This is a genomic window from Conexibacter sp. CPCC 206217 (genome assembly GCF_030646165.1).
Classification (GTDB): Bacteria; Actinomycetota; Thermoleophilia; order Solirubrobacterales; family Solirubrobacteraceae; genus Conexibacter.
This window is the reverse complement of record NZ_JAUTDO010000004.1, coordinates 173,825-193,455: the sequence shown is the minus strand read 5'-3', so window position 1 is coordinate 193,455 and position 19,631 is coordinate 173,825. Positions and strand designations below refer to the sequence as shown.

At 72.1% G+C, this 19,631-nt stretch carries 21 protein-coding genes; 18 read left to right on the top strand and 3 right to left on the bottom strand.

From position 1 onward, the window contains the following. Nucleotides 1–5: 5 nt before the first annotated feature. The 4 genes from Q7L65_RS12135 to Q7L65_RS12120 are packed head-to-tail and all read left to right on the top strand — an operon-like array spanning nucleotide 6 to nucleotide 3,251. Nucleotides 6–386: a carboxymuconolactone decarboxylase family protein gene (locus Q7L65_RS12135; protein WP_304721483.1), complete on the top strand. Its 381-nt coding sequence runs from the start codon at nucleotides 6–8 to the stop codon at nucleotides 384–386. Next, a complete protein-coding gene (locus Q7L65_RS12130) occupies nucleotides 386–1,294 on the top strand; it encodes an NAD(P)-dependent oxidoreductase (RefSeq protein ID WP_304721480.1) in 909 nt (302 codons plus the stop codon). The genes Q7L65_RS12135 and Q7L65_RS12130 overlap by 1 nt, the downstream gene beginning before the upstream one ends. Continuing rightward, nucleotides 1,291–2,535 carry a cytochrome P450 gene (locus Q7L65_RS12125; RefSeq protein ID WP_304721479.1) on the top strand — a complete coding sequence of 415 codons (1,245 nt, stop codon included), beginning with the start codon at nucleotides 1,291–1,293 and terminating at the stop codon, nucleotides 2,533–2,535. Before Q7L65_RS12130 ends, Q7L65_RS12125 begins: the two co-directional genes overlap by 4 nt. Nucleotides 2,536–2,576: 41 nt before the next feature. After that, on the top strand, nucleotides 2,577–3,251 hold the full coding sequence (locus Q7L65_RS12120; protein WP_304721478.1) for a GntR family transcriptional regulator: 675 nt from the start codon (nucleotides 2,577–2,579) through the stop codon (nucleotides 3,249–3,251). Between the two features lie 69 nt (nucleotides 3,252–3,320). Here the strand turns inward: Q7L65_RS12120 and dapA are convergent, their stop codons facing one another. Continuing rightward, nucleotides 3,321–4,253 carry a 4-hydroxy-tetrahydrodipicolinate synthase gene (gene dapA, locus Q7L65_RS12115; protein ID WP_304721476.1) on the bottom strand — a complete coding sequence of 311 codons (933 nt, stop codon included), beginning with the start codon at nucleotides 4,251–4,253 and terminating at the stop codon, nucleotides 3,321–3,323. Beyond that, nucleotides 4,250–5,653: a fumarylacetoacetate hydrolase family protein gene (locus Q7L65_RS12110; protein ID WP_304721474.1), complete on the bottom strand. Its 1,404-nt coding sequence runs from the start codon at nucleotides 5,651–5,653 to the stop codon at nucleotides 4,250–4,252. Before Q7L65_RS12110 ends, dapA begins: the two co-directional genes overlap by 4 nt. Before the next feature lie 53 nt (nucleotides 5,654–5,706). On the opposite strand from Q7L65_RS12110, the gene Q7L65_RS12105 reads away from it, so the two are divergent. From Q7L65_RS12105 to Q7L65_RS12040, 14 genes are all read left to right on the top strand, one after another. Continuing rightward, a complete protein-coding gene (locus Q7L65_RS12105) occupies nucleotides 5,707–6,708 on the top strand; it encodes a dihydroxyacetone kinase subunit DhaK (RefSeq protein WP_304721473.1) in 1,002 nt (333 codons plus the stop codon). A gap of 8 nt (nucleotides 6,709–6,716) precedes the next feature. After that, nucleotides 6,717–7,373, top strand: coding sequence for a DAK2 domain-containing protein (locus tag Q7L65_RS12100; protein WP_304721471.1), 657 nt, complete (start codon nucleotides 6,717–6,719; stop codon nucleotides 7,371–7,373). 44 nt (nucleotides 7,374–7,417) lie between these two features. After that, nucleotides 7,418–8,482, top strand: a complete 1,065-nt coding sequence (locus Q7L65_RS12095; protein ID WP_304721469.1) for a cobalamin-independent methionine synthase II family protein — start codon at nucleotides 7,418–7,420, stop codon at nucleotides 8,480–8,482. Beyond that, entirely contained in the window at nucleotides 8,479–9,933 is a 1,455-nt protein-coding gene (locus Q7L65_RS12090) for an aldehyde dehydrogenase family protein (protein ID WP_304721467.1), read from the top strand. The genes Q7L65_RS12095 and Q7L65_RS12090 overlap by 4 nt, the downstream gene beginning before the upstream one ends. Then, nucleotides 9,926–10,279 (top strand): UxaA family hydrolase, encoded by a 354-nt coding sequence (locus tag Q7L65_RS12085; RefSeq protein WP_304721465.1) that lies wholly within the window; start codon nucleotides 9,926–9,928, stop codon nucleotides 10,277–10,279. Before Q7L65_RS12090 ends, Q7L65_RS12085 begins: the two co-directional genes overlap by 8 nt. Then, nucleotides 10,276–11,109 carry a UxaA family hydrolase gene (locus Q7L65_RS12080; RefSeq protein ID WP_304721464.1) on the top strand — a complete coding sequence of 278 codons (834 nt, stop codon included), beginning with the start codon at nucleotides 10,276–10,278 and terminating at the stop codon, nucleotides 11,107–11,109. The genes Q7L65_RS12085 and Q7L65_RS12080 overlap by 4 nt, the downstream gene beginning before the upstream one ends. A 79-nt stretch (nucleotides 11,110–11,188) precedes the next feature. After that, a complete protein-coding gene (locus Q7L65_RS12075) occupies nucleotides 11,189–12,364 on the top strand; it encodes a UxaA family hydrolase (RefSeq protein ID WP_304721462.1) in 1,176 nt (391 codons plus the stop codon). Beyond that, nucleotides 12,354–12,830, top strand: coding sequence for a nuclear transport factor 2 family protein (locus Q7L65_RS12070; RefSeq protein WP_304721461.1), 477 nt, complete (start codon nucleotides 12,354–12,356; stop codon nucleotides 12,828–12,830). The genes Q7L65_RS12075 and Q7L65_RS12070 overlap by 11 nt, the downstream gene beginning before the upstream one ends. Next, nucleotides 12,830–13,714, top strand: a complete 885-nt coding sequence (locus Q7L65_RS12065) for an LLM class F420-dependent oxidoreductase (protein WP_304721459.1) — start codon at nucleotides 12,830–12,832, stop codon at nucleotides 13,712–13,714. The genes Q7L65_RS12070 and Q7L65_RS12065 overlap by 1 nt, the downstream gene beginning before the upstream one ends. Before the next feature lie 34 nt (nucleotides 13,715–13,748). Next, nucleotides 13,749–14,129, top strand: a complete 381-nt coding sequence (locus Q7L65_RS12060; RefSeq protein WP_304721457.1) for a hypothetical protein — start codon at nucleotides 13,749–13,751, stop codon at nucleotides 14,127–14,129. Between the two features lie 2 nt (nucleotides 14,130–14,131). Continuing rightward, a complete protein-coding gene (locus Q7L65_RS12055) occupies nucleotides 14,132–14,929 on the top strand; it encodes an N-acyl homoserine lactonase family protein (RefSeq protein WP_304721455.1) in 798 nt (265 codons plus the stop codon). Continuing rightward, nucleotides 14,929–15,696, top strand: a complete 768-nt coding sequence (locus tag Q7L65_RS12050) for an SDR family NAD(P)-dependent oxidoreductase (protein ID WP_304721454.1) — start codon at nucleotides 14,929–14,931, stop codon at nucleotides 15,694–15,696. Before Q7L65_RS12055 ends, Q7L65_RS12050 begins: the two co-directional genes overlap by 1 nt. A gap of 26 nt (nucleotides 15,697–15,722) precedes the next feature. Next, nucleotides 15,723–15,992 (top strand): ferredoxin family protein, encoded by a 270-nt coding sequence (locus tag Q7L65_RS12045; RefSeq protein ID WP_304721453.1) that lies wholly within the window; start codon nucleotides 15,723–15,725, stop codon nucleotides 15,990–15,992. Beyond that, complete coding sequence (locus tag Q7L65_RS12040; RefSeq protein ID WP_304721452.1) at nucleotides 15,985–17,388, top strand: NAD(P)-binding protein; 1,404 nt, start codon at nucleotides 15,985–15,987, stop codon at nucleotides 17,386–17,388. Before Q7L65_RS12045 ends, Q7L65_RS12040 begins: the two co-directional genes overlap by 8 nt. Nucleotides 17,389–17,439: 51 nt before the next feature. On the opposite strand, the gene Q7L65_RS12035 is transcribed toward Q7L65_RS12040, so the two are convergent. Continuing rightward, nucleotides 17,440–19,590, bottom strand: a complete 2,151-nt coding sequence (locus Q7L65_RS12035) for a choice-of-anchor D domain-containing protein (protein ID WP_304721450.1) — start codon at nucleotides 19,588–19,590, stop codon at nucleotides 17,440–17,442. Nucleotides 19,591–19,631 lie beyond the last annotated feature (41 nt).

Genomic DNA, 19,631 nt, shown 5'->3' with positions numbered 1-19,631 from the left:
TTGAGATGGAAGACGAGCTTTACGCCACCGGCATCAAGATCCGCGAGCAGATGTGGGGCCCCGGTGGCGCCCAGGCGAAGGTCGACGCTGCAAGTGACTTCCAGCGCGACCTCGAGCTGCTCGTCACCAGATACTGCTTCGGCGCGACGTGGGGCCGCGAGGCGCTCGACCACAGAACGCGGAGCATGCTGACGATGGCGATGCTGGTCGCTCAGGGCCGCGGGCATGAGCTGGGCGTCCACGTCGCCGGCGCGATCTCCAACGGCGTCACGAAGGACGAGATCAAGGAGATCCTGCTGCACGCCGCGATCTACTGCGGCGTGCCGGCGTCGGTGGAGGCGTTCCGCACCGCCGAGCCGGTGCTCGACAGACTCGGCGCGAAGTGATGGCCGATCCCCGCAAGGTCGGCTTCGTCGGCCTCGGCAACATGGGTTGGCCGATGGCGGCCAACATCGCGGGCGGCGGGCTCGAGCTCGTCGTCCACGACGCAAACGCCGAGACCTCGGCCCGCTTCGCCGCCGAGTACGGCAACGCCGTCGCGGCGAGCGGCCCGGAGTCGTTCGGCGACGTCGAGGTGCTCGTCACGATGCTGCCCGACGACAGAATCGTCGCCTCTGCGCTGATCGACGGCGGGATCGCCGCCGCGCTGCCCCGTGGCGCCGTGATCGTCGACATGAGCAGCTCCCGCCCGCTCGGCACGCGCGAGCTGGCGACGCGCCTGCCGGACGGCATCGCACTCGTCGACGCCCCCGTCTCGGGCGGCGTCCCGCGCGCGACCGACGGCTCGCTGACGCTGATGGTCGGCGGCGAAGAGGAGCCGATCGCCCGCGTCCAGCCGATTCTGCGGCTGATGGGCGCGCGCATCTACCGCACCGGCGAGCTCGGCTCCGGCCACGCCGTCAAGGCGCTCAACAACTACCTCGCCGCCGCCGCCTACGCGGCCGGCGCCGAGGCGCTGGAGATCGGCCGCGAGTTCGGCCTGGACCCGGCGACGATCGTGCAGATCGTCAACACCTCCACGGGCCGCAGCTTCGTCAGCGAGATCGTGCTGACCGAGCACGTCGTGACCGGCACGTACGCGACCGGCTTCGCGCTGGCGCTGCTGGCGAAGGACGCCGGCATCGCCGCCGACCTCGCGACCGAGCTGGGCGTCGACGCCCCCACCGCGCAGCTCGTCAGCTCGCGTTGGAAGGACGCCGTCGGCGCGCTGCCGGCCGGCTCGGACCACTCGGAGGCGCACAAGGCGTGGTGGCCGGCGACGGCCGCCGCGAACTCGACACCGGTGGCGACATGAGCAAGACGCTGACGCTGTCGGATCCGGCCACGACCTACGGGCACGGGCCGGTCTCCGACGACATCACGCTCGACGAGCTGATCCACAACCCCTACCCCGCGTACCGCAAGCTGCGCGAGCAGGGCGTCACGTGGGTCCCCGAGGTCAACCGCTGGCTGGTCGCCAGCTGGGACGACATCGACACGATCGAGCGCAACGGCGAGGCCTTCACCGCGCGTGAGAGAGACTCGCTGCAGACGCGCGTGATGGGCCGCACGATGCTGCGCACCGACGGCGACGAGCACAAGCGCCTGCGTCGTGCGACGCAGGTGCCGCTGACGCCGAAGGCCGTCGAGCAGAACATGCTGCCCGAGTTCAAGAAGATCGCGAACCAGTACATCGACAGATTCGCCGAGCGCGGTCACGGCGATCTCTTCAGCGACTTCGCCGGTCCCTTCTCCGCGCGCGTGCTCGGCTGGGTGCTGGGCGTGCCGGAGGCGACCGACGAGCAGCTGCAGGTGTGGTCGCAGGCGCTGATGGACGGCACCGCCAACTACGGCGACGACCCCGTCGTGTGGGCGCGCGTCGACGCGGCGATCGCCGAGATCGACGCCGCCACGACGGTCGCGATCGAGCGCGTCATGAAGAGACGCGACGGTTCGCTGATCAGCGCCATGCTGTACGGCGACGACGAGGGCAACAGACTCAGCGAAGAGGAGACGCGCGCCAACACGAAGCTGATCATCGGCGGCGGCCTCAACGAGCCGCGCGACGGCATCGGCATCGTGCTGTGGGGTCTGCTGACCCACCGCGATCAGCTGCAGCTGTGCCTCGACGACCCGTCGATGTGGGCGAGAGCCAACGAAGAGGCGATGCGCTGGGTCTCGCCGCTGGCGATGTTCCCGCGCGAGACGGCGCAGCGCGTCACGTTCGGCGACACGACGCTGGAGCCGGGCGCCCGGATGGGCCTGATCGTCGGCTCCGCCAACCGCGACGAGCAGCATTGGGAGCGCCCCGACGAGTTCGACATCACGCGCCCGAGAGCGCGCAACGTCGCGTTCGGCGTCGGCCACCACTTCTGCCTCGGCGTCTGGCTCGCGCGTCAGATGATCGGCGGCGCGGCGCTGCCGGCGCTGTTCGAACGACTGCCCAACCTGCGCCTCGACCTCGACGATCCGCCGGTCATGAGAGGGTGGGTGTTTCGGGGACCGATCACGCTGCCGGTGCTGTGGGACCCCGCGACGGCGCCAGACGGCGTCTGATCGGCACAGACGATCCGGTTTTGAGGGGATAATCAACGCACATGTCAGCAGCCCGCACCCCATCGGTAACGAAGCAGGAGCGCGTCTACCAGGCGATCCGCGAGCGGATCCTGAGCGGCGCGTACGGCCCCGGCTACCGCGTCGTGATCGATGCGCTGGCCGAGGAGTTCGCGGTCTCCGCCCTGCCTGTGCGGGAGGCGATCCGCCGCTTGGAGGCTGAGGGCCTGGTCATCTACCGGCCCAACGCCGGCGCCCAGGTGGCGCCGGCCGAGCCCGGCGTCTTCGACGAGGAGATGACGGTGCTGGCAGTGCTGGAGGGCTTCGCCTCGGCGCTCTCCGCCCCGCACCTGACGGCGAGAGACATCGCCGAGCTGCGTCGCATCAACGACAGAATGCGCGCGGCGATGGAGCAGCTCGACTCGCTCAGCTTCGGCAGACTCAACCAGGAGTTCCACGCGCTGATCAACTCGCGCTGCCCCAACGAGGCGCTCGTCGACATGCTGCGCGACGTCGCCCGGCGCCTCGACGCGATCCGTCGCACGGTCTTCGTGCAGATCCCGTACCGCGGCTCGGCGTCGGTCGCCGAGCACGGCGAGCTGATCGACCTGATCGCGGACGGCGCCGACGCCTCGAAGATCGAGGCGCTCGCCCGTGAGCACAAGATGCACACGGTCCAGAGCTTCCGCGCCTGGCGCGGCGAGCACCAGCCGGACTGAGTCCGGCTCGTGCGCCACCGCGCAGCGGAGCCCCTTGCGGGCGCCGCGCGCGGGCAAGGATCGCCGCCGTCAGGCGACGGCGGCGGGGAGGTCGACGTGCGGGCTGCTGTCGAGCAGCGCGCGGACCTTCGTGACCGTCGCGTCGGCGAGCGGGGCGAGCGGCTCGCGGGCGAACGGCGAGGGGAGGATGCCGAGCTGGTGCATCGCCCACTTTGCCGGCACCGGGTTGGTCTCCGCGAAGGCCGCGTCGACGAGCGGGTGCAGGTCGTAGTGCAGCTTCTGGGCGAGCGCGTGGTCGCCGGCGACGAACGCGTCGTACAGCTGCGCGACGGGCTCGGGGGAGAAGTTCGCCACGCAGCTGAGGTGGCCGACCCCGCCGAGGCAGAGCATCGGGTAGCAGAGCAGCTCGATCCCGGACAGCGCGATGAAGTCCGTGCCGCACTGGTCCAGCACGTAGGAGACGTGCTCGAAGTCGCGCGTCGTCTCCTTGATCCCGACGATGTTGTCGAACTCTCTCGCCAGCCGCGCGACCGTGCTCGGCACGATGTCGACGGCGGCGCGGATCGGCACGTTGTAGACGATGATCGGCATGTCGGGGAACTCGCGTGCGACGCGCGCGTACCAGTCGTACAGACCCTGCTGCTGGGCGCGGCCGTAGTACGGCGTCACGACCAGCGCGGCGGCGGCGCCGAGCTTCTGCGCCTCGGCCGTCAGCTCCAGCGTCTCGGCCATCAGCGCCGTACCGGTGCCCGGCAGGAACGGGACGCGGCCGTCGATCGCCTTCACCGCCGCGCGCATCACCTCGATCCGCTCGGCGACGGTCTGCGACGTCGGCTCGCCGGTCGAGCCGCCGACCGAGATGCCGTGCGTGCCGCGCTCCAGCTGCCAGTCGATCAGCGGCTCGATGCTGTCGAGGTCGAGCGCGCCGTCGTCGGTGAACGGCGTGATCAGCGGCGTGATGGCGCCTCGGACCGCGTCGGGGTTGGCTGCGAATCTGCTCATTGTCCTGCCTTCCAGGCCTCGTAGTCGGCGCGGCGCGCGTCGCTCAGCGGGTAGATCCCGCGAATCGACTCGCCCGCCTGCACGCGCTCGAGCGCAAAGCTCTCGCGCGACTCCTGCTCGACCGCGTCGTGGGCGACGCGCTCGGCCAGCGCGGCCGGGAGGACGATGACGCCCTCGGCGTCACCGACCATCACGTCGCCCGGGACGACGAACGTCCCGCCGCAGGCGATCGGCACGTTGACCTCGAGCGGATAGTGGATCAGCCCGAGCGTGGCCGCGTGCGGCTGCTGGTACCAGGCCGGGATCTCCAGCTGCGCGACGGCGGGGCTGTCGCGCATGCCGCCGTCGGTGACGATGCCGGTGCCGCCGCGGGCGAGCACGCGCGCGGCGAGGATGTCGCCGATCGTGCCCGCGAACGGCTGCTCGCGCGCGTCCATCACCAGCACCTCGCCGGGCCCGATCGTCTCGACCGCGCGCTTCTGCGCGTTCAGCTCGGCTCTGTCGGCCTTCAGGACGTCTTCGCGCAGCGGCACGTAGCGCAGCGTGTGCGCGTAGCCGAGCATGCGCATGCCCGGGCGTGTCGGGCGCAGGCCGCGCACGAACGTGTTGGCGATCCCGTGTCTTCTGAGCTGGACCGTCAGCGTCGCGGTCGAGACCGTGTTGAGTGCCTCGATCGCGTCCGCGGACAGCGTCACCGCGCGCGGCGCGCCGGCGCCGATCGCCTCGGCGCGCGTCTTCGCCGAGACGCGCGGCTGCGCGCCGAACGACGCGAGCGGGGAGTCGGACTCGACGACCGGGTTGGAGACCTTCGAGTGGCCCTCCAGCTCGACCTCGACGACGTCGCCGGGCTGCATGGGACGCGAGCCGGCCGGGGTGCCCGTGAGGATCACGTCGCCGGGCTCCAGCGTCACGAAGCGCGACAGGTCGGCGACGAGCAGTCCGAAGTCGAACAGCAGGTTGGCGCTGGAGTCCTCCTGCACGACCTCGCCGTTGACGCGCGCGCGCAGCGTCAGCGACGCCGGGTCGATGCCCTCGGCGGCCACGACCGGACCGATCGGGGTGTAGCCGTCCTGGCCCTTCGCCATCAGGTTGGAGCCGCGGTCGGCCGCGCGCATGTCGTAGAGGCCGACGTCGTTGGCGGGCGCGTACCAGCCGATGCAGCCGAGGCCCTCGGCGGGCGTCACGTTGCGCGCTCTGCGCCCGATCACGACCGCGATCTCGGCCTCGAACACGAGCAGCTCGGTGCCGCGCGGGCGCACGATCGGGTCGCCGTCACCGGAGATCGACGACGGCGGCTTGAGGAAGTAGGACGGCTCCTCGGGCACCCGTCCGCGCTGCTCCGCGCGGCTGCGGTAGTTGAGGTGGACCGCGATGACTTTCGAAGGCGGAGGCGGTGACATTCGGCGATCCTATACCTTTTCCCTGTAGGATCTTCCGCGAGAGAAGGAGAGTCGTGGCACGTCGTCAGTTCGTCAACGATCCGCAGGACTTCGTCAGCGAGGCGCTCGAAGGGTTCGAGCTCGCGCATGGGCGACTGGTGCGCTACGACCGCGCCGCACGCATCGTCGTGCGCGCCGGCGAGGCCGCCGCGCCGAAGGTCGGCTTGGTCTCCGGCGGCGGTTCCGGCCATGAGCCGCTGCACGCCGGCTTCGTCGGCGAGGGCATGCTCGACGCCGCCGTCCCGGGCGCGATCTTCTCCAGCCCGACCGCCGCCCAGGTGCACGCCGCGACCGTCGCGGCCGACCGCGGCCAGGGCGTGTTGCAGATCGTCAAGAACTACACCGGCGACGTGATGAACTTCTCGATCGCGGCCGAGCTGGCCGCGGACGACGGCGTCACCGTCAAGCACGTGATCGTCGACGACGACCTCGCGACCGACGGGCAGGAGGACGGCCCCGGCCGCCGCGGCACCGCGGCCGTCGTCGCCGTCGAGAAGCTCTGCGGCGCCGCCGCCGAGCGCGGCGCCTCGCTCGACGAGCTGGTCGCGCTGGCCGAGCGCGTCAACGGCACGGCGCGCACGATGGCGCTGGCGCTGGAGCCGCTGACGCACCCCGGCGCCGACCGCACCTCGTTCGACCTGCCCGACGGCGAGGTCGAACTGGGGATCGGCATCCACGGCGAGCGCGGCAGAGCGCGGATCCCGTTCGCACCGGCGAGAGAGCTGGTCGCGGCGCTCGCGACGCCGGTCGCCGACGCGCTCTCGCTGGCCGACGGCGACCGCGTCATCGCGATCGTCAACGGGCTCGGCTCGACGCACCCGCTGGAGCTGTCGGTCGTGCACCGCGAGCTGGTCGCGCTGCTGCGGGAGCGCGGCGTCAGCGTCGAGCGGGCGCTTGTCGGGGCGTACGTGACGGCGCTCGACATGGGCGGCGTCTCGATCACGCTGCTGCGCGCCGACGACGATCTGCTGGAACTGTGGGACGCGCCGGTCACGACCGCCGCGCTGCGCTGGTGAGCGGGTCGATGTCCTCGACCGCAGTGCTCGACGCCGACCGCGCCCGCGCGTGGGTCGAGGCGTTCCTGACCGCTGTCGACGCCGAGCGGCTCGCGCTCGGCGAGCTGGACCGCCAGGCCGGCGACGGCGACTACGGCTCCAACCTGCAGACCGCCGTCGCGCGCATCCGCGAGGCGCTCGGCGAGGCCTCGGCGAGCGTCGCCGAGCCGTTCGCGGCCGTCTCCAGCGGCTTCATGCAGACGGGCGGCACGAGCGGTCCGCTGTTCGGCATGTACTTCCGCGCGTTCGCCAGAGCGGGCAGAGACGCGGCCGCCGCGAGCGGTGACGCCGCGGGCGCGACGCTCGACGTCGCCGCGCTGGCGACCGCCGCGCAGGGCGGCGTCGACGCCGTCATGCGGCTCGGCAGAGCGAAGCTCGGCGACAAGACGATGGTCGACGCGATGGTTCCGGCGGCGCAGGCGCTGCAGGCCGCGGCCGACTCCGGAGCCGCGCTGGCCGACGCGCTGGCCAGCGCCGGCGCGGCCGCCCGCGGCGGCGCCGAGGAGACGGCCGACCTCGTCGCCAGACGCGGTCGCGCCAGCTACGTCGGCGACGTCGCGCGCGGCGTGATCGATCCCGGCGCGGTCACCGTGGCGCTGCTGTTCGAGTGCTATCCGGTTGCATAGGAAATCATCTACGATCATGTTCACCCATCGACCTGAGGAGAGACATGGCCAGCATCGTGCGAGCTGACAACCTGGGCAGCTTGCTGCGTCCCGACTACCTGCTGGAGGCGCGCGCCGCGAACCTGCCGGCGGACGAGCTGCGGGCCGTGGAGGACAGAGCGGTCGAGGACGCGATCAGACTGCAGGAGGACGCCGGGCTGCCGGTCGTGACCGACGGCGAGTACCGCCGCCGCTTCTTCTTCTCGACGATCGAGGTGCTGGTCGACGGGATCGATCCGCAGGGCTTCGTGCGTCATCACCGCGACGAGGAGGGCGTCGAGCACGAGCTGCGCACGCCCACGCCGGTCGCGCGCCTGACGCGCAGATCGCTGCTGAAGGAGTACGAGCTCGACTACGTGCGCGACCACACGAGAAAGCTCGTGAAGGTCACGATGCCGAGCCCGTCGCTGCTGTCGGTGTACTGGAAGGAGGGGACCTCCGACCAGGCCTACGCCAGCAGAGAGGAGTACCTCGACCACCTCTGCGAGCTGATGAACGAGGACGCCAAGGCGCTTGCCGCCGCCGGCGCCGACCACATCCAGCTCGACGCGCCGCACTACGCGTACATCCAGAAGGTCGTCAGAGACATCGGCGACCGCGATGCCGAGCTGAAGCGCCTGGTCGAGATCGACAACCGCGTCTTCGCGGGCGTCGAGGGCGCGACGACGGCGCTGCACATCTGCCGCGGCAACGACCGCAGCCACTTCACCGGGACGGAGCCGTACGACGACTTCGCCGCCGCCGTGCTCCCCAACGTCGCCGCCGAGCGGCTGCTGCTGGAGTACGACGACGAGCGCTCCGGCGGCTTCTCGCCGCTGCGCCACGCGCGCGAGGACCAGACGGTCGTGCTCGGCCTGGTGACGACGAAGAGGTCCGACATGGAGTCGGCCGACGAGCTCAAGGGACGGATCGAAGAGGCCAGCAGATACGTGCCGCTGGAGCGGCTCGCCCTGTCGACGCAGTGCGGCTTCGGCTCCAACGCCGAAGGCAACGCGATCACGTACGACGCGCAGAAGGCGAAGCTCGAGCTGGTCGTGCAGGTGGCCCAGGACGTGTGGGGTGAGGTATGAGCACCACGACTGAGCAGTTCGCGGGATCGCGCTACGTCGCGGGCGAGTGGTCGTCCGCCGGCGGGGCGACGGTCGACGTCTTCGACCCGACCGACGGCAGCGTCCTCGCGCGCGTGAACGAGGGCACGGAGGCCGACGTCAAGGCGGCGCTGAGCGCCGCCCGCGCGGCGCAGCGCGACTGGGCCCGCACGCCGGCGCCCGAGCGCGGCGCGCACATCCGCGCGATCGCCGACTTGATCCGCGCCGAGCGCGAGCCGCTGGCGAAGCTGCTCTCGCGCGAGGTCGGCAAGCCGCTGAGCGAGGCGCTCGGCGAGGTCGACTTCGCCGAGGCCTACCTGCGCTACAACGCCGAGTGGGACCGTCGCCTGGAGGGCGAGATCCTGCCCGGCGACGTGCGCGGCGAGACGATCCACCTGCTGCGCGTGCCGGTCGGCGTGATCGCGGCGATCTGCCCGTGGAACTTCCCGCTCGCCGTCCTCTGCCGCAAGATCGGCCCGGCGCTGGTGACCGGCAACACGGTCGTCGTCAAGCCGAGCGAGGTCTCGCCGCTGAGCACGATCGAGCTGGTGCGGCTGATCGACGAGCGGCTCGACGTGCCGAAGGGCGTCATCAACGTCGTCGCCGGCGCGAAGGTCACCGGCCGCGCGCTGGTCGACTCGCCGCTGACGTCGCTGATCTCCTTCACCGGCCACCGCGACACCGGCAAGGGCATCATGGCGGCCGCCTCCAAGCACCTCACGCGCGTGTCGCTGGAGCTGGGCGGCAAGGCGCCGGCGATCGTCTGGCGCGACGCCGACCTCGACGTCACGATCCCGGCGATCGTGCAGGCTCGTCACGCGAACGCCGGCCAGGTCTGCACCTCGGCCGAGCGCGTCTTCGTGCACCGCGACATCGTCGGCGAGTTCACCGAGCGCTACGTCGCGGCCGTCTCGCAGCTGACCGTCGGCGCGCCGTCGGCGGCCGGCACCGACATGGGGCCGCTGGCCTCCGCCGCGCAGCTGGAGAAGGTCCGCGGCGCGGTCGAGACCGCGCGCGGCGAGGGCGCCGAGGTGCTGCTCGACGGCAGCGCCGCCGACGCCTCCTTCGGCCCCGGCTACTGGGTCTCCCCGACCGTCGTGGCCGGCGTCAGACGCGACATGCGGATCATGGTCGACGAGACGTTCGGCCCGGTCACGCCGATCATGGCGATCGACTCGCTCGACGAGGCGCTCGATGTCGCCAACGACTCGCGCTACGGGCTGTCCGCGTACCTCTTCTCGCGCGACTACCCGACGGTCATGCGGACCGTGGACGAGCTGGACTTCGGCGAGATCTACATCAACCGCACGCTCGGCGAGTCCGTCCACGCGCACCACACCGGCTACAAGGAGTCCGGCATGGGCGGCGAGGACGGCAAGTGGGGCATGCTGCGCTACACCCAGATCAAGACGGCCTACCACCACCATGGCTGAGACCCCTGTCAGCGAGCGCCCGCGGGCGCTCGTGCTCGACCCCGCCGACAACGTCGCGGTCGCAGTGATCGCGCTGTCGGCGGGCGAGGTGGTGGAGCTCGAGGGCGGCGCCGTGACGCTGAGCGAGCCGATCCGCTTCGGCCACAAGCTCGCGCTGCGTGCGATCCCCGCCGGTGAGCCGGTCGTCAAGTACAACGAGACGATCGGGCGCGCGTCGACGGCGATCGAGCCCGGGACGCACGTGCACGTGCACAACGTCGTCAGCGCACGGCTGCCGGGGCCGGAGGTCGCTGCGGCGGCCGCCGCAGCGGCTGCGCGCGCGGCCGGCGCGGAGGCATCGTCATGAGCGCCGGCTACCTGCGCGCCGACGGCCGCGTCGGGATCCGCAACCACGTGCTGGTGCTGCCGTCGGTCGTCTGCTCGACGCACGCGGCGATGGAGATCGCGCGCGACGGCGACGACGCGATCGCGATCACGCACCAGCACGGCTGCCTGCACGTCGGCGACGACCTGACGCACACCGAGGACGAGCTGATCGGGACCGCCACGAACCCGAACGTCGGCGGCGTGGTCGTCGTCAGCCTCGGCTGCGAGACGATCCAGGGCCGCCGCCTCGCCAGACGGATCGCCCAGCGCGACCAGCGCGTCGCGTTCGTCGGGATCCAGCAGGCCGGCGGCACGGCGCGCGCGATCGAGGAAGGTCGCGCGGAGGTCGCGCGGATGCGCGAGCTGCTCGACGCCGATGCCCGCACGCCGCTGGACGCGGGTGCGCTGGCGGTCGGCATCGACCGTGCCGACCACGCGCTGGTCGCGCCGCTGCGGGAGGTCTTCGACGCGCGTGGCTGGCGCACCCTGCTCGCAGATCCGGAGCTGTCCGGTGCCGAGGCGCACGTCTCGCTCGCCGGCCAGGGCGCGCAGGCGATCGTCTCGCTGCGCGGCGCGCAGGAGGCGCCGATCGGCTTCGCGACCTGCCCCGTGATCGCCGTCGCCGGCGATCCCGAGCTGTACGCGGCGCTGCACGACGACTTCGACCTCGACGCGGGCGACGACGCCCCGGCCGCGCTGGCCGAGCGGATCGCAGAGCGCGTCGCGGCGGTCGCCGACGGCGAGCGGACCGCGTCCGAGCGCCGCGGCGCGCGCGACTTCGTGCTGCGTCGGCTCGCGGTGACAATGTGAGACGCTGCGGCCGGAGGCCTTGCGTCCCACTGGAAGAACTCGCCTGGCGGCTCGTTCTTCCGACGTTGGAGGCCACAACATGAGTGAACAACTGACCGGCTTCCCCCGCCCGAACGGCAGCTGGGGCGTGCGCAACCACGTCCTCGTGCTGCCGGCGCGCGCGGCGGCCAACCGGGCTGCGGAGGAGATCGCCTCCGCCGTGTCGGGCACGGTCGCCGTCACGCACGAGTGGGAGGGCGTCCCCGGCGACCCCGACCATGCGCTCGTCGAGCGCACGCTCGCGGGCTTCGCGGCGAACCCGAACGTGGCGGCGGTCCTGCTCGTCACGGTCATCAGGGCCGACGAGGAGCTCGCCGAGGCGATCTCCGCCCGCGGCCAGCGCGTCGAGCGGCTCGCGATGTCCGCCCACGGCGGCACCGCCGGCACGATTCTCGCGGGTCGCACGATGGCTGCGCACCTGGCGTCCGAGGCGGCCGCGCAGCAGCGCGAGCCGATGCCGTGGTCGGCGCTCGCGATCGGGCTGGAGTGCGGCGGCTCGGACGCGCTCTCGGGCATCACCGCCAACCCGGCGCTCGGCGTCGCCAGCGACCGGCTCGTCGCCGCGGGCGCGACGACGATGCTGTCGGAGGTGCCGGAGCTGGTCGGCGCGGAGGAGATCCTCGCCGCACGCGCGATCACGCCCGCGGTCGGCGCGCGGATGATCAAGACGATCCACGACTTCGAGCGCTCCGTCGAAGCGCTCGGCGTCGACATCCGCGGCGCGCAGCCGACCCCCGGCAACATCGAGGGTGGCCTCACGACGATCGAGGAGAAGTCGCTCGGCGCGGCCAAGAAGGCCGGCAACGCGCCGCTCACCGGCGTCGTCGACTTCGCGCAGACGCCGACGGTCCCGGGCCTCTACGTGATGGACACGCCCGGCCACGACATCGAGCAGATGGTCGGCCTCGTCGCCGGCGGCTGCCAGATCGTCGCGTTCACGACCGGCCGCGGCACCCCCACGGGCTCGGCGATCGCGCCGTGCCTGAAGATCTCCACCAACACCGCGATCTTCGAGCGGATGGCCGGCGACATCGACCTCGACGCGGGCAGGATCCTCGACGGCTCGCACACGCTGCAGTCGATGGGCGATGCGATCCACGCCGCGCTGTTGAGCGCGGCGAACGGCGAGCAGACGGCTTCAGAGCAGCGCGGCAACCGCGAGTTCGCGATCCGGCGGACCCGCTACGACAGGAGGGTTGGACTGCATGTCGCATGACGTCGCGTCATCGATCGAGGAGCAGCTCGCGCAGCTCCAGCAACGCGTGCAGCAGCTGGAGGACCGCGAGGCGATCCACGCGCTGTTCATGGAGTACCGCCGCATGCTCGACGAGAAGGACTTCGAGGGCTACGCGAACCTCTTCACCGAGGACGGCAGATTCACGACGACCGACCCGGCGTGGCAGGCCGGCAGCCGTGCGGAGATCCACAGAATGGTCACCGGCATGGTCGGCTCGATGCTGACTCCCAGAGGCGGCGACGACTTCCACATCGTCGGCAACGTGCAGATCGTGCTCGACGGCGACCGCGCCAGCGCGCGCAGCACGTGGACGTACGTGCTGCGCGGCGAGGACGACCAGCCGGACCTCGCGAAGATCGGGCACTACGAGGACAGACTCGTGCGCGAGGACGGCCGCTGGCTGTTCACGCATCGCCACGCCCCGACCGACGTGCCGGCCGTCTGATGGCTTCGTCGATCGGCAGAGTCGGGATCTGGTCCAACGGCCTGCGCTACTCCGAAGACCGCGCGGCGATCGCCGACGCGGCGGCCGAGCTGGAGCAGCTCGGCTACGACGCGCTGTTCCTGCCCGACGTCGGCGGCGACGTGCTCGGCGACGTCGAGCACGTGCTCGACGCGACCAGAGAGGTCGCGGTCGTGACCGGCATCCTCAACATCTGGATGCACGACGCGGGCGCGATCGCGGCCGGCATCGCCGACCTCGAGACGCGTCACCCCGGCCGCTTCACGGTCGGGCTCGGCGCCAGCCACGCGGCCGTCGTCGACGCCGAGGGCAGAGAGCCGCGCTACGGCAGACCGCTGTCGGCGATGAAGGCGTACCTCGACGGCCTCGACGCCGGCCCGACGCCGGTGCCGCAGGAGCGCCGCATCCTCGCGGCGCTCGGCCCGAAGATGCTGGAGCTGTCGCGCGACCGCGCCGGCGGCGCGCACCCGTACCTGGTCCCGGTGCAGCACACGCGGATCGCGCGCGAGACGCTCGGGCCCGACCGGCTGCTGGCGCCCGAGGTGTCGGTCGTGCTCGACGACGACCCGGCGAGCGGCTTCGAGCGCGCCCGCGCGTTCGTCGCCGACTACCTCGCGCTGCCGAACTACGTCAACAACCTGCTGCGGCTCGGCTTCACCGAGCAGGACGTCGCCGACGGCGGCAGCGAGCGGCTCGTCAAGGCGCTCGTCGCGTACGGCGACGAGGAGGCGATCGCCGCCGGCGTCGCCGAGCACCACGCGGCCGGCGCCGACCACGTCGCCGTGCAGGTCGTCGGCGTGCCCAACGGCACGCTCCAGCTCGACATCTGGCGTCGCATCGCGCCGGCGCTCGTCAGCGCCGCGTAGCCGACGAACTCGATTTTCAGGAGAGAGAGACGAGATGGCCAAGCACCTGCAGCTGGTGTTCAGCGACCCGGGCGACAACGTCACCGACGAGCAGTTCGACGGCTGGTACGAGGAGCACCTGGAGGAGATCCTGTCGATCCCGGGCTTCAAGGCGGCGCAGCGCTACAGACTCGAAGCGGCGATCGACGACGGCCACTCCGGTCCGTTCCGGCGCCTCGTCGTCTACGAGGTCGACTCCGACACCGACAAGCTGATGCGCGAGATGGAGGAGATGAAGCTCGTCGACGTCGACTCCTACAGAGAGCGCAAGGACGCGGGCGACGACGGGCCGGAGCTGCCGACCTGGTGGTCCGACGTCAGATTCGCGTCATGGAACTGCACGCCGATCGGCGAGCGCGTCTCGGTGGAGGGCTAGTCATGGCTGACGACATCCGTCTGTACCTGTTCGAGGGCGGCACGGTCCACCTGCCGGAGAAGAACCACATCCTCGGCGGCGGCGAGAACTTCATCACCACCCCGATCACGTGGTCGGTGCTCGTGCACCCGCGCGGCAACGTGATCATCGACGGCGGCAACGCCCCCGAGGTCGCGGTCGACGCGCGCAGACACTGGGGCAGAATCCTCGACATCTCCAGAGTCGTCATGACCCCGGACCAGGCCGTGCTGCCCGGCCTGGAGCGGATCGGCGTCGACCCGGAGAGCATCCGCTGGGTCGTGCAGAGCCACCTGCACAACGACCACACCGGCGCCGTCGCGGTGATCGACAGACTGCCGAACGCGCAGGTGCTGGCGACGCGCACGGAGTTCACCTGGGCGCAGGCGCCCGAGGGCTTCGTCGCGATGGGCTACTGCCCGGCCGACTACGTCAAGGACGGGATCGACTGGTTCCTCCTGGAGGACGGCGACGACGGCTTCGACCTGTTCGGCGACGGCGTCCTGACGTGCTGGTTCACGCCCGGCCACACGCCCGGCCACATGTCGCTGCTGGTGAGAATGCCGAGCGAGCGCGCGTACCTGCTGACGGTCGACGCGGCCAACACGATCGACCACCTCGAGGAGCGGCTGATCCCCGGCTTCAACCTGATGCCGAAGGAAGCCGGCCGCTCGCTCAAGCGCCTGCGCTACCTCGCGTGGCGCGAGCAGGCGACGGTCATCCCCGGGCACGACCCGGACCTGTGGCCGACGCTGAAGCAGGCGCCGGAGTTCTACGACTGATGCCCGGCCGTCTGGACGGGAAGGTCGTGCTGGTCAGCGGCGCCGCGCGCGGGATGGGCGAGGCGGACGCACGCGTGTGCGCGCGCGAAGGCGCCGCCGTCGTGCTCGGCGACGTGCTCCTCGCCGAGGGCGAGGCGGTCGCCGCGTCGATCGTCGCCGACGGCGGACGGGCGGCCTTCGTGCAGCTCGACGTCTCCTCTGCGGAGGACTGGAAGCGGGCGGTCGCGGTCGCCGTCGACGAGTTCGGCGGGCTCGACGGGCTCGTCAACAACGCCGGGATCTGCCCGACCGAGAACATCGAGCAGACGACGCTGGAGAGCTGGCAGCGCGTGCTCGCCGTCAACCAGACCGGGACCTTCCTCGGGATGCAGACGGCGCTGCCCGCGCTGCGCGCGGCCGGCAGCGGCTCGATCGTCAACGTCTCGTCCGTGATGTCGTTCTGCGGCGGCCAGGGCGGCATCGCGGCCGCCTACGCGGCCACCAAGGGCGCGATCCAGGCGATGTCGAAGGGCGCCGCGATGGAGTTCGGCAGGGACGCGATCCGTGTCAACAGCATCCATCCCGGCACGATCGACACGCCGATGGCCGCGGCCGCCGGCGGGCCGGTCGACGGCGACGCGCGCCGCGCCTTTCAGGCGATGAGCCCGCTCAACCGCGAGGGAACCCCCGAGGAGGTGGCCGCGACCGTGCTGTTCCTGCTCAGCGACGAGTCGGCGTTCATCACCGGCAGCGAAGTCGTGGTCGACGGCGGCTTCTCGACGCACTGAAAACGACTTCTGAAGGAGACCCTGCAATGCCGTACGTGATCGCCGAGCCCTGCATCGGCCAGAAGGACAACTCGTGCACCGAGGTGTGCCCGGTCGACTGCATCAAGCCGTTGCCCGGCGACCCCGACTACGACTCCGTCGAGCAGCTCTACATCGACGCGACCGAGTGCATCGACTGCGACGCCTGCGTGACGGCCTGCCCAGTCAGAGCGACCTTCTCCGACGACCGGCTGCCGGAGAGATGGGCGCACTTCGAAGCGCTCAACCGCGAGTTCTTCGAGAACCGCAGTGTCTGAGGCGGCGCAGCTGCGCGCGGCCGTGATCGGCGCCGGCCCGTCCGGCTTCTACGCGTGCGGCGCGCTGCTGCAGGCCGGCTTCGCCGTCGACCTGTTCGACGCGCTGCCGACCCCGTTCGGCCTGATCCGTTCCGGCGTCGCGCCGGACCATCCGAAGATCAAGCTCGTCACGCGCGTCTTCGACAAGACCGCCAAGCGCGACGGCTTCCGCTTCTTCGGCGGCGTCGAGATCGGCGTCGACGTGGCGGTCGCCGAGCTGCGCGCCCGCTACGACGCGGTCCTGCACGCCGTCGGCACGCCGCACGACAACCAGCTCGGGATCCCCGGCGAGGACGCGCGCGGGTCGGTCGCCTCCAGCGCCTTCGTCTCCTGGTACAACGGCCACCCGACGCACGCCGACACCAGCCTCGACCTCGACGTCGAACGCGCCGTCGTGATCGGCAACGGCAACGTCGCGCTCGACGTCGCGCGGATGCTCGTGCTCGACCCCGACGAGCTGCGCACCACCGACGTCGCCGACCACGCGCTCGACGCCTTCGCCGGCTCGCGCGTGCGCGACGTGACGGTGCTCGGCCGCCGCGGCCCCGCGCAGGCGGCGTTCACGACGCCGGAGCTGGCGGAGCTGGGCAGACTGTCGCGCGCCGACGTCAGCGCCGACGCCGCGCAACTGCCGCTCGACGCGGCCAGCGCGGCCGCCGTCGAGGCGGACCCGGAGCTGCAGGTGCGGATCGAGCTGCTGCGCGAGTACGCGGCGCGCGCCCCGAGCGGCGCCTCGCACAACGTCGCGCTCAGATTCCTGCGCTCCCCGCGCGAGATCCTGCTCGGCGAGGACGGGCGCGTGACGGGCGTGCGCGTCGCGGTCAACCGCCTGGAGCTGCAGCCCGACGGGCGCCTCGCGGCGCGCCCGAGCGGCGAGGAGGAGACGATCCCGTGCGGGTTGGTCGTGCGCGCCGTCGGCTACCGCGGTCGCGCGCTTCCCGGCGTCCCGTTCGACGACGAGCGCGGCCTGATCCCGAACGCTGGTGGCCGCGTGCTCGAAGACGACGCGATCCGCGTCGGCGAGTACGTGACCGGATGGGTGAAGCGCGGTCCCAGCGGCGTGATCGGCACGAACAAGCAGTGTGCGCTGGAGACGGTCGCGGCGATCGTCGCCGACCGCGACGCGGGCCTGCTCGCGCGCGGGGACGGCTCCGCCGACGCGAGCGATCCGGCCGCGGCGGACGCGTCCGATGCGGCGCTGGAGGCGTGGCTGGAAGAGCGCTGCGGTCATGCCGTCGCATGGTCCGGCTGGGACGCGATCGACGCGCACGAGCAGGCGGCGGGCGAACCGCACGGCCGCCCGCGCGTGAAGCTGGTCGATCTGGACCGCATGCACGCGGTCGTGCGCGGCGGCTGACGCCGAACCCCGTGACGACCCCGCATCGCTGCGGGGCCGTCATGGTGCGGCTCAGCCGGTGAAGCTGGGCCGCTGCGCAGGCTTGCTCTGCGTTCTGGACGCGGGCTTCTGCGCCTTTCTCGCACGCGGGATGACGAGCGTGACCCGCTCGCGCTTGGTGATCGATCTGGCGCCGGTGGCGCCGAATCTGGTCGTGATCGTCAGCGTCGCGCGGACGGTCCGCAGGCCGGCGGCCTGGGCCTTGCGCACGAACGCGCGCGGCAGCCGCAGTCTCAGCTGCTTGACCTGGTTGGCGCCGACCTTGACGCCGGCGAAGCGCACCAGCACCTGCACCTTGGCGGCGCTGGAGCGCGCCGTCGCCTTCGACGCGAACGCGTCGGCCGACAGCGTCAGCGATCCGCTGACGCTGCACGGCGTCGTGCTCGGGCACTCCAGCGGCAGCGTCACGTCGTCGCTTCTGGTGACCGTGACGCGACCCTGCGCGGACGGCGCGAGCGTGGCCGGCTGGAACGTCGGAGCGGGGCTCGTCGGCGGCGGCTGCCGGGTCACGGGCGCGGCCGGGGTCGCCGGCGTCGCCGGCGGGGTCGGGACGACCGGCGTCGGGTCGGGTCTGGCGTCCGGCGTCGGATCGGGTCTCGGCTGCGGATCGGGGTCCGGGTCCGGATCGGGCGTCGGTCTCGCAACGCCGACACCTCTGAGCGCGACCAGCTGCGGCGAGTCGTCGGTGTTGGTCGCGAACTGCAGCGCGGCGGTGCGGGCACCCTCCTCGGTCGGGGAGAACGTCACGTCGACGGTGCAGCTCTCGCCGGCCAGCAGGACGGTGTCGGTGCATCTGTCGCCGGCGATCGCGAAGCGCGCCGCGTCGGCCCCGGTCAGCGTCACGCCGGTATCGATCGCGCCGCGCGCGCCGATGCCGCCGGCGAACGACGGCGGGTTGCCGATCACGAGGTAGCCGGCGCCGCTGTTGGTCAGCGTGACCGTCTGCGCCGCGCTCGTCTGCGTCAGCGCTGTCTGGCCGAAGTCGAGGCTCGTCGGCGAGACCGTCGCGATCGGTCCGACGACGGTGAAGCCGGCGTCGTCGCTGCCCGACTGGTACTCGTCGCCGCCGCTGTAGTCGACCGTCAGCGTGTGCGCGCCGGTGTCGAACGGGGCGTACGGCTGGCACGTCGCGGTCGTGCCGAAGATCGGCTGCGCCGGGCACTCCGGCAGCTCCTCGCCGTCGAGGCTGAACGCGACCGTGCCGTCGCCGGGGGCGACGTCGAACGTCGCCGTGTACGTGACGGGGGTGTCGCGCACGACCGGGTCCGGCGAGACGCTCGCCGTGACGACCGGTCTCGGCTTCAGGTAGGAGACCTCGACCTGCGCCGAGGCGGCGGTGAGGCTGCCCTCGCAGTCCGTCGCCGGGGCGAGGCAGGCGCTCGAACCGCCGCCACCGCCGCCGCCGTACTGGCCGGCACTCGAGGCGCGGTGACCGCCGGCGCCGCCGCCGCCGCCGAAGTAGCCGCCACCGCCACCGCCGCCGCCGCTGCCGGACTGGCCGGCGGTCATGTCGCCGCTGCCGCCCGCGCCGCCGGCGAGGCTGACGCCGTCTGCGCCTTCGGTCGGATAGACGCCGTAGGTGCCGCCCGCGCCGGGGCCGACGACGTCCGCGCCGCTGCCGCCGAGCGCGGAGCTGCCGAACGCGTCGACGCTCGCGGCGCCGCCTGCCGCACCGGCCGTGGTGAGCGTTCCGGCGTCGCCGCCGGCACCGCCGTTGGGGCCGTCGCCGCCCATGCCGCCGCCACCGCCGGCGACGACGAAGGGCGCACTCGACGGCTGCCCGAAGGACGAGTAGCCGCCGCCGGGGTTGCCGTTCTGCCAGCCGTTGGTGGGGCCGCCCGCGCCGCCGCCGACGTCGACGCAGGCCTCGAAGGTCGCCCCGGCGGTGACCGCGACGTCGGCCTGGATGAGCGCGGCGTTGCCGCCGCGGGCGCCGCCGGACGCGCCCGTGGCTCTGACGTGCAGGACGGTCACGCCCGCGGGCACCGTGAAGACGTTGGCGCCGCCGCAGCCGATCGCGTCGAAGGTTCTGTAGACGGTGTCGTCGGAGGCCGCGTCGGCGGCCGCGGCCGGCAGCACGGCGAGCGCGGCCGCGCTCGCGAGCAGCAGCGGCAACGTGCCGCGACGCGCTCTGCGCCGGAGGGGGAGGGCGAATGGACTCATGCCCAGGGAATCGCCTGTCGGCGTGCCAGCTTGAGCGCGAC

Excerpts from the sequence above, each read along its gene's own strand:
- dapA (WP_304721476.1), bottom strand. The coding sequence starts at position 4,253 with ATGAGCAGATTCGCAGCCAACCCCGACGCGGTCCGAGGCGCCATCACG.
- Q7L65_RS12120 (WP_304721478.1), top strand. The coding sequence starts at position 2,577 with ATGTCAGCAGCCCGCACCCCATCGGTAACGAAGCAGGAGCGCGTCTAC.
- Q7L65_RS12100 (WP_304721471.1), top strand. The coding sequence starts at position 6,717 with ATGTCCTCGACCGCAGTGCTCGACGCCGACCGCGCCCGCGCGTGGGTC.
- Q7L65_RS12060 (WP_304721457.1), top strand. The coding sequence starts at position 13,749 with ATGGCCAAGCACCTGCAGCTGGTGTTCAGCGACCCGGGCGACAACGTC.
- Q7L65_RS12070 (WP_304721461.1), top strand. The coding sequence starts at position 12,354 with ATGTCGCATGACGTCGCGTCATCGATCGAGGAGCAGCTCGCGCAGCTC.
- Q7L65_RS12095 (WP_304721469.1), top strand. The coding sequence starts at position 7,418 with ATGGCCAGCATCGTGCGAGCTGACAACCTGGGCAGCTTGCTGCGTCCC.
- Q7L65_RS12075 (WP_304721462.1), top strand. The coding sequence starts at position 11,189 with ATGAGTGAACAACTGACCGGCTTCCCCCGCCCGAACGGCAGCTGGGGC.
- Q7L65_RS12125 (WP_304721479.1), top strand. The coding sequence starts at position 1,291 with ATGAGCAAGACGCTGACGCTGTCGGATCCGGCCACGACCTACGGGCAC.
- Q7L65_RS12035 (WP_304721450.1), bottom strand. The coding sequence starts at position 19,590 with ATGAGTCCATTCGCCCTCCCCCTCCGGCGCAGAGCGCGTCGCGGCACG.
- Q7L65_RS12050 (WP_304721454.1), top strand. The coding sequence starts at position 14,929 with ATGCCCGGCCGTCTGGACGGGAAGGTCGTGCTGGTCAGCGGCGCCGCG.
- Q7L65_RS12135 (WP_304721483.1), top strand. The coding sequence starts at position 6 with ATGGAAGACGAGCTTTACGCCACCGGCATCAAGATCCGCGAGCAGATG.
- Q7L65_RS12130 (WP_304721480.1), top strand. The coding sequence starts at position 386 with ATGGCCGATCCCCGCAAGGTCGGCTTCGTCGGCCTCGGCAACATGGGT.
- Q7L65_RS12080 (WP_304721464.1), top strand. The coding sequence starts at position 10,276 with ATGAGCGCCGGCTACCTGCGCGCCGACGGCCGCGTCGGGATCCGCAAC.
- Q7L65_RS12110 (WP_304721474.1), bottom strand. The coding sequence starts at position 5,653 with ATGTCACCGCCTCCGCCTTCGAAAGTCATCGCGGTCCACCTCAACTAC.
- Q7L65_RS12045 (WP_304721453.1), top strand. The coding sequence starts at position 15,723 with ATGCCGTACGTGATCGCCGAGCCCTGCATCGGCCAGAAGGACAACTCG.
- Q7L65_RS12065 (WP_304721459.1), top strand. The coding sequence starts at position 12,830 with ATGGCTTCGTCGATCGGCAGAGTCGGGATCTGGTCCAACGGCCTGCGC.
- Q7L65_RS12090 (WP_304721467.1), top strand. The coding sequence starts at position 8,479 with ATGAGCACCACGACTGAGCAGTTCGCGGGATCGCGCTACGTCGCGGGC.
- Q7L65_RS12055 (WP_304721455.1), top strand. The coding sequence starts at position 14,132 with ATGGCTGACGACATCCGTCTGTACCTGTTCGAGGGCGGCACGGTCCAC.
- Q7L65_RS12085 (WP_304721465.1), top strand. The coding sequence starts at position 9,926 with ATGGCTGAGACCCCTGTCAGCGAGCGCCCGCGGGCGCTCGTGCTCGAC.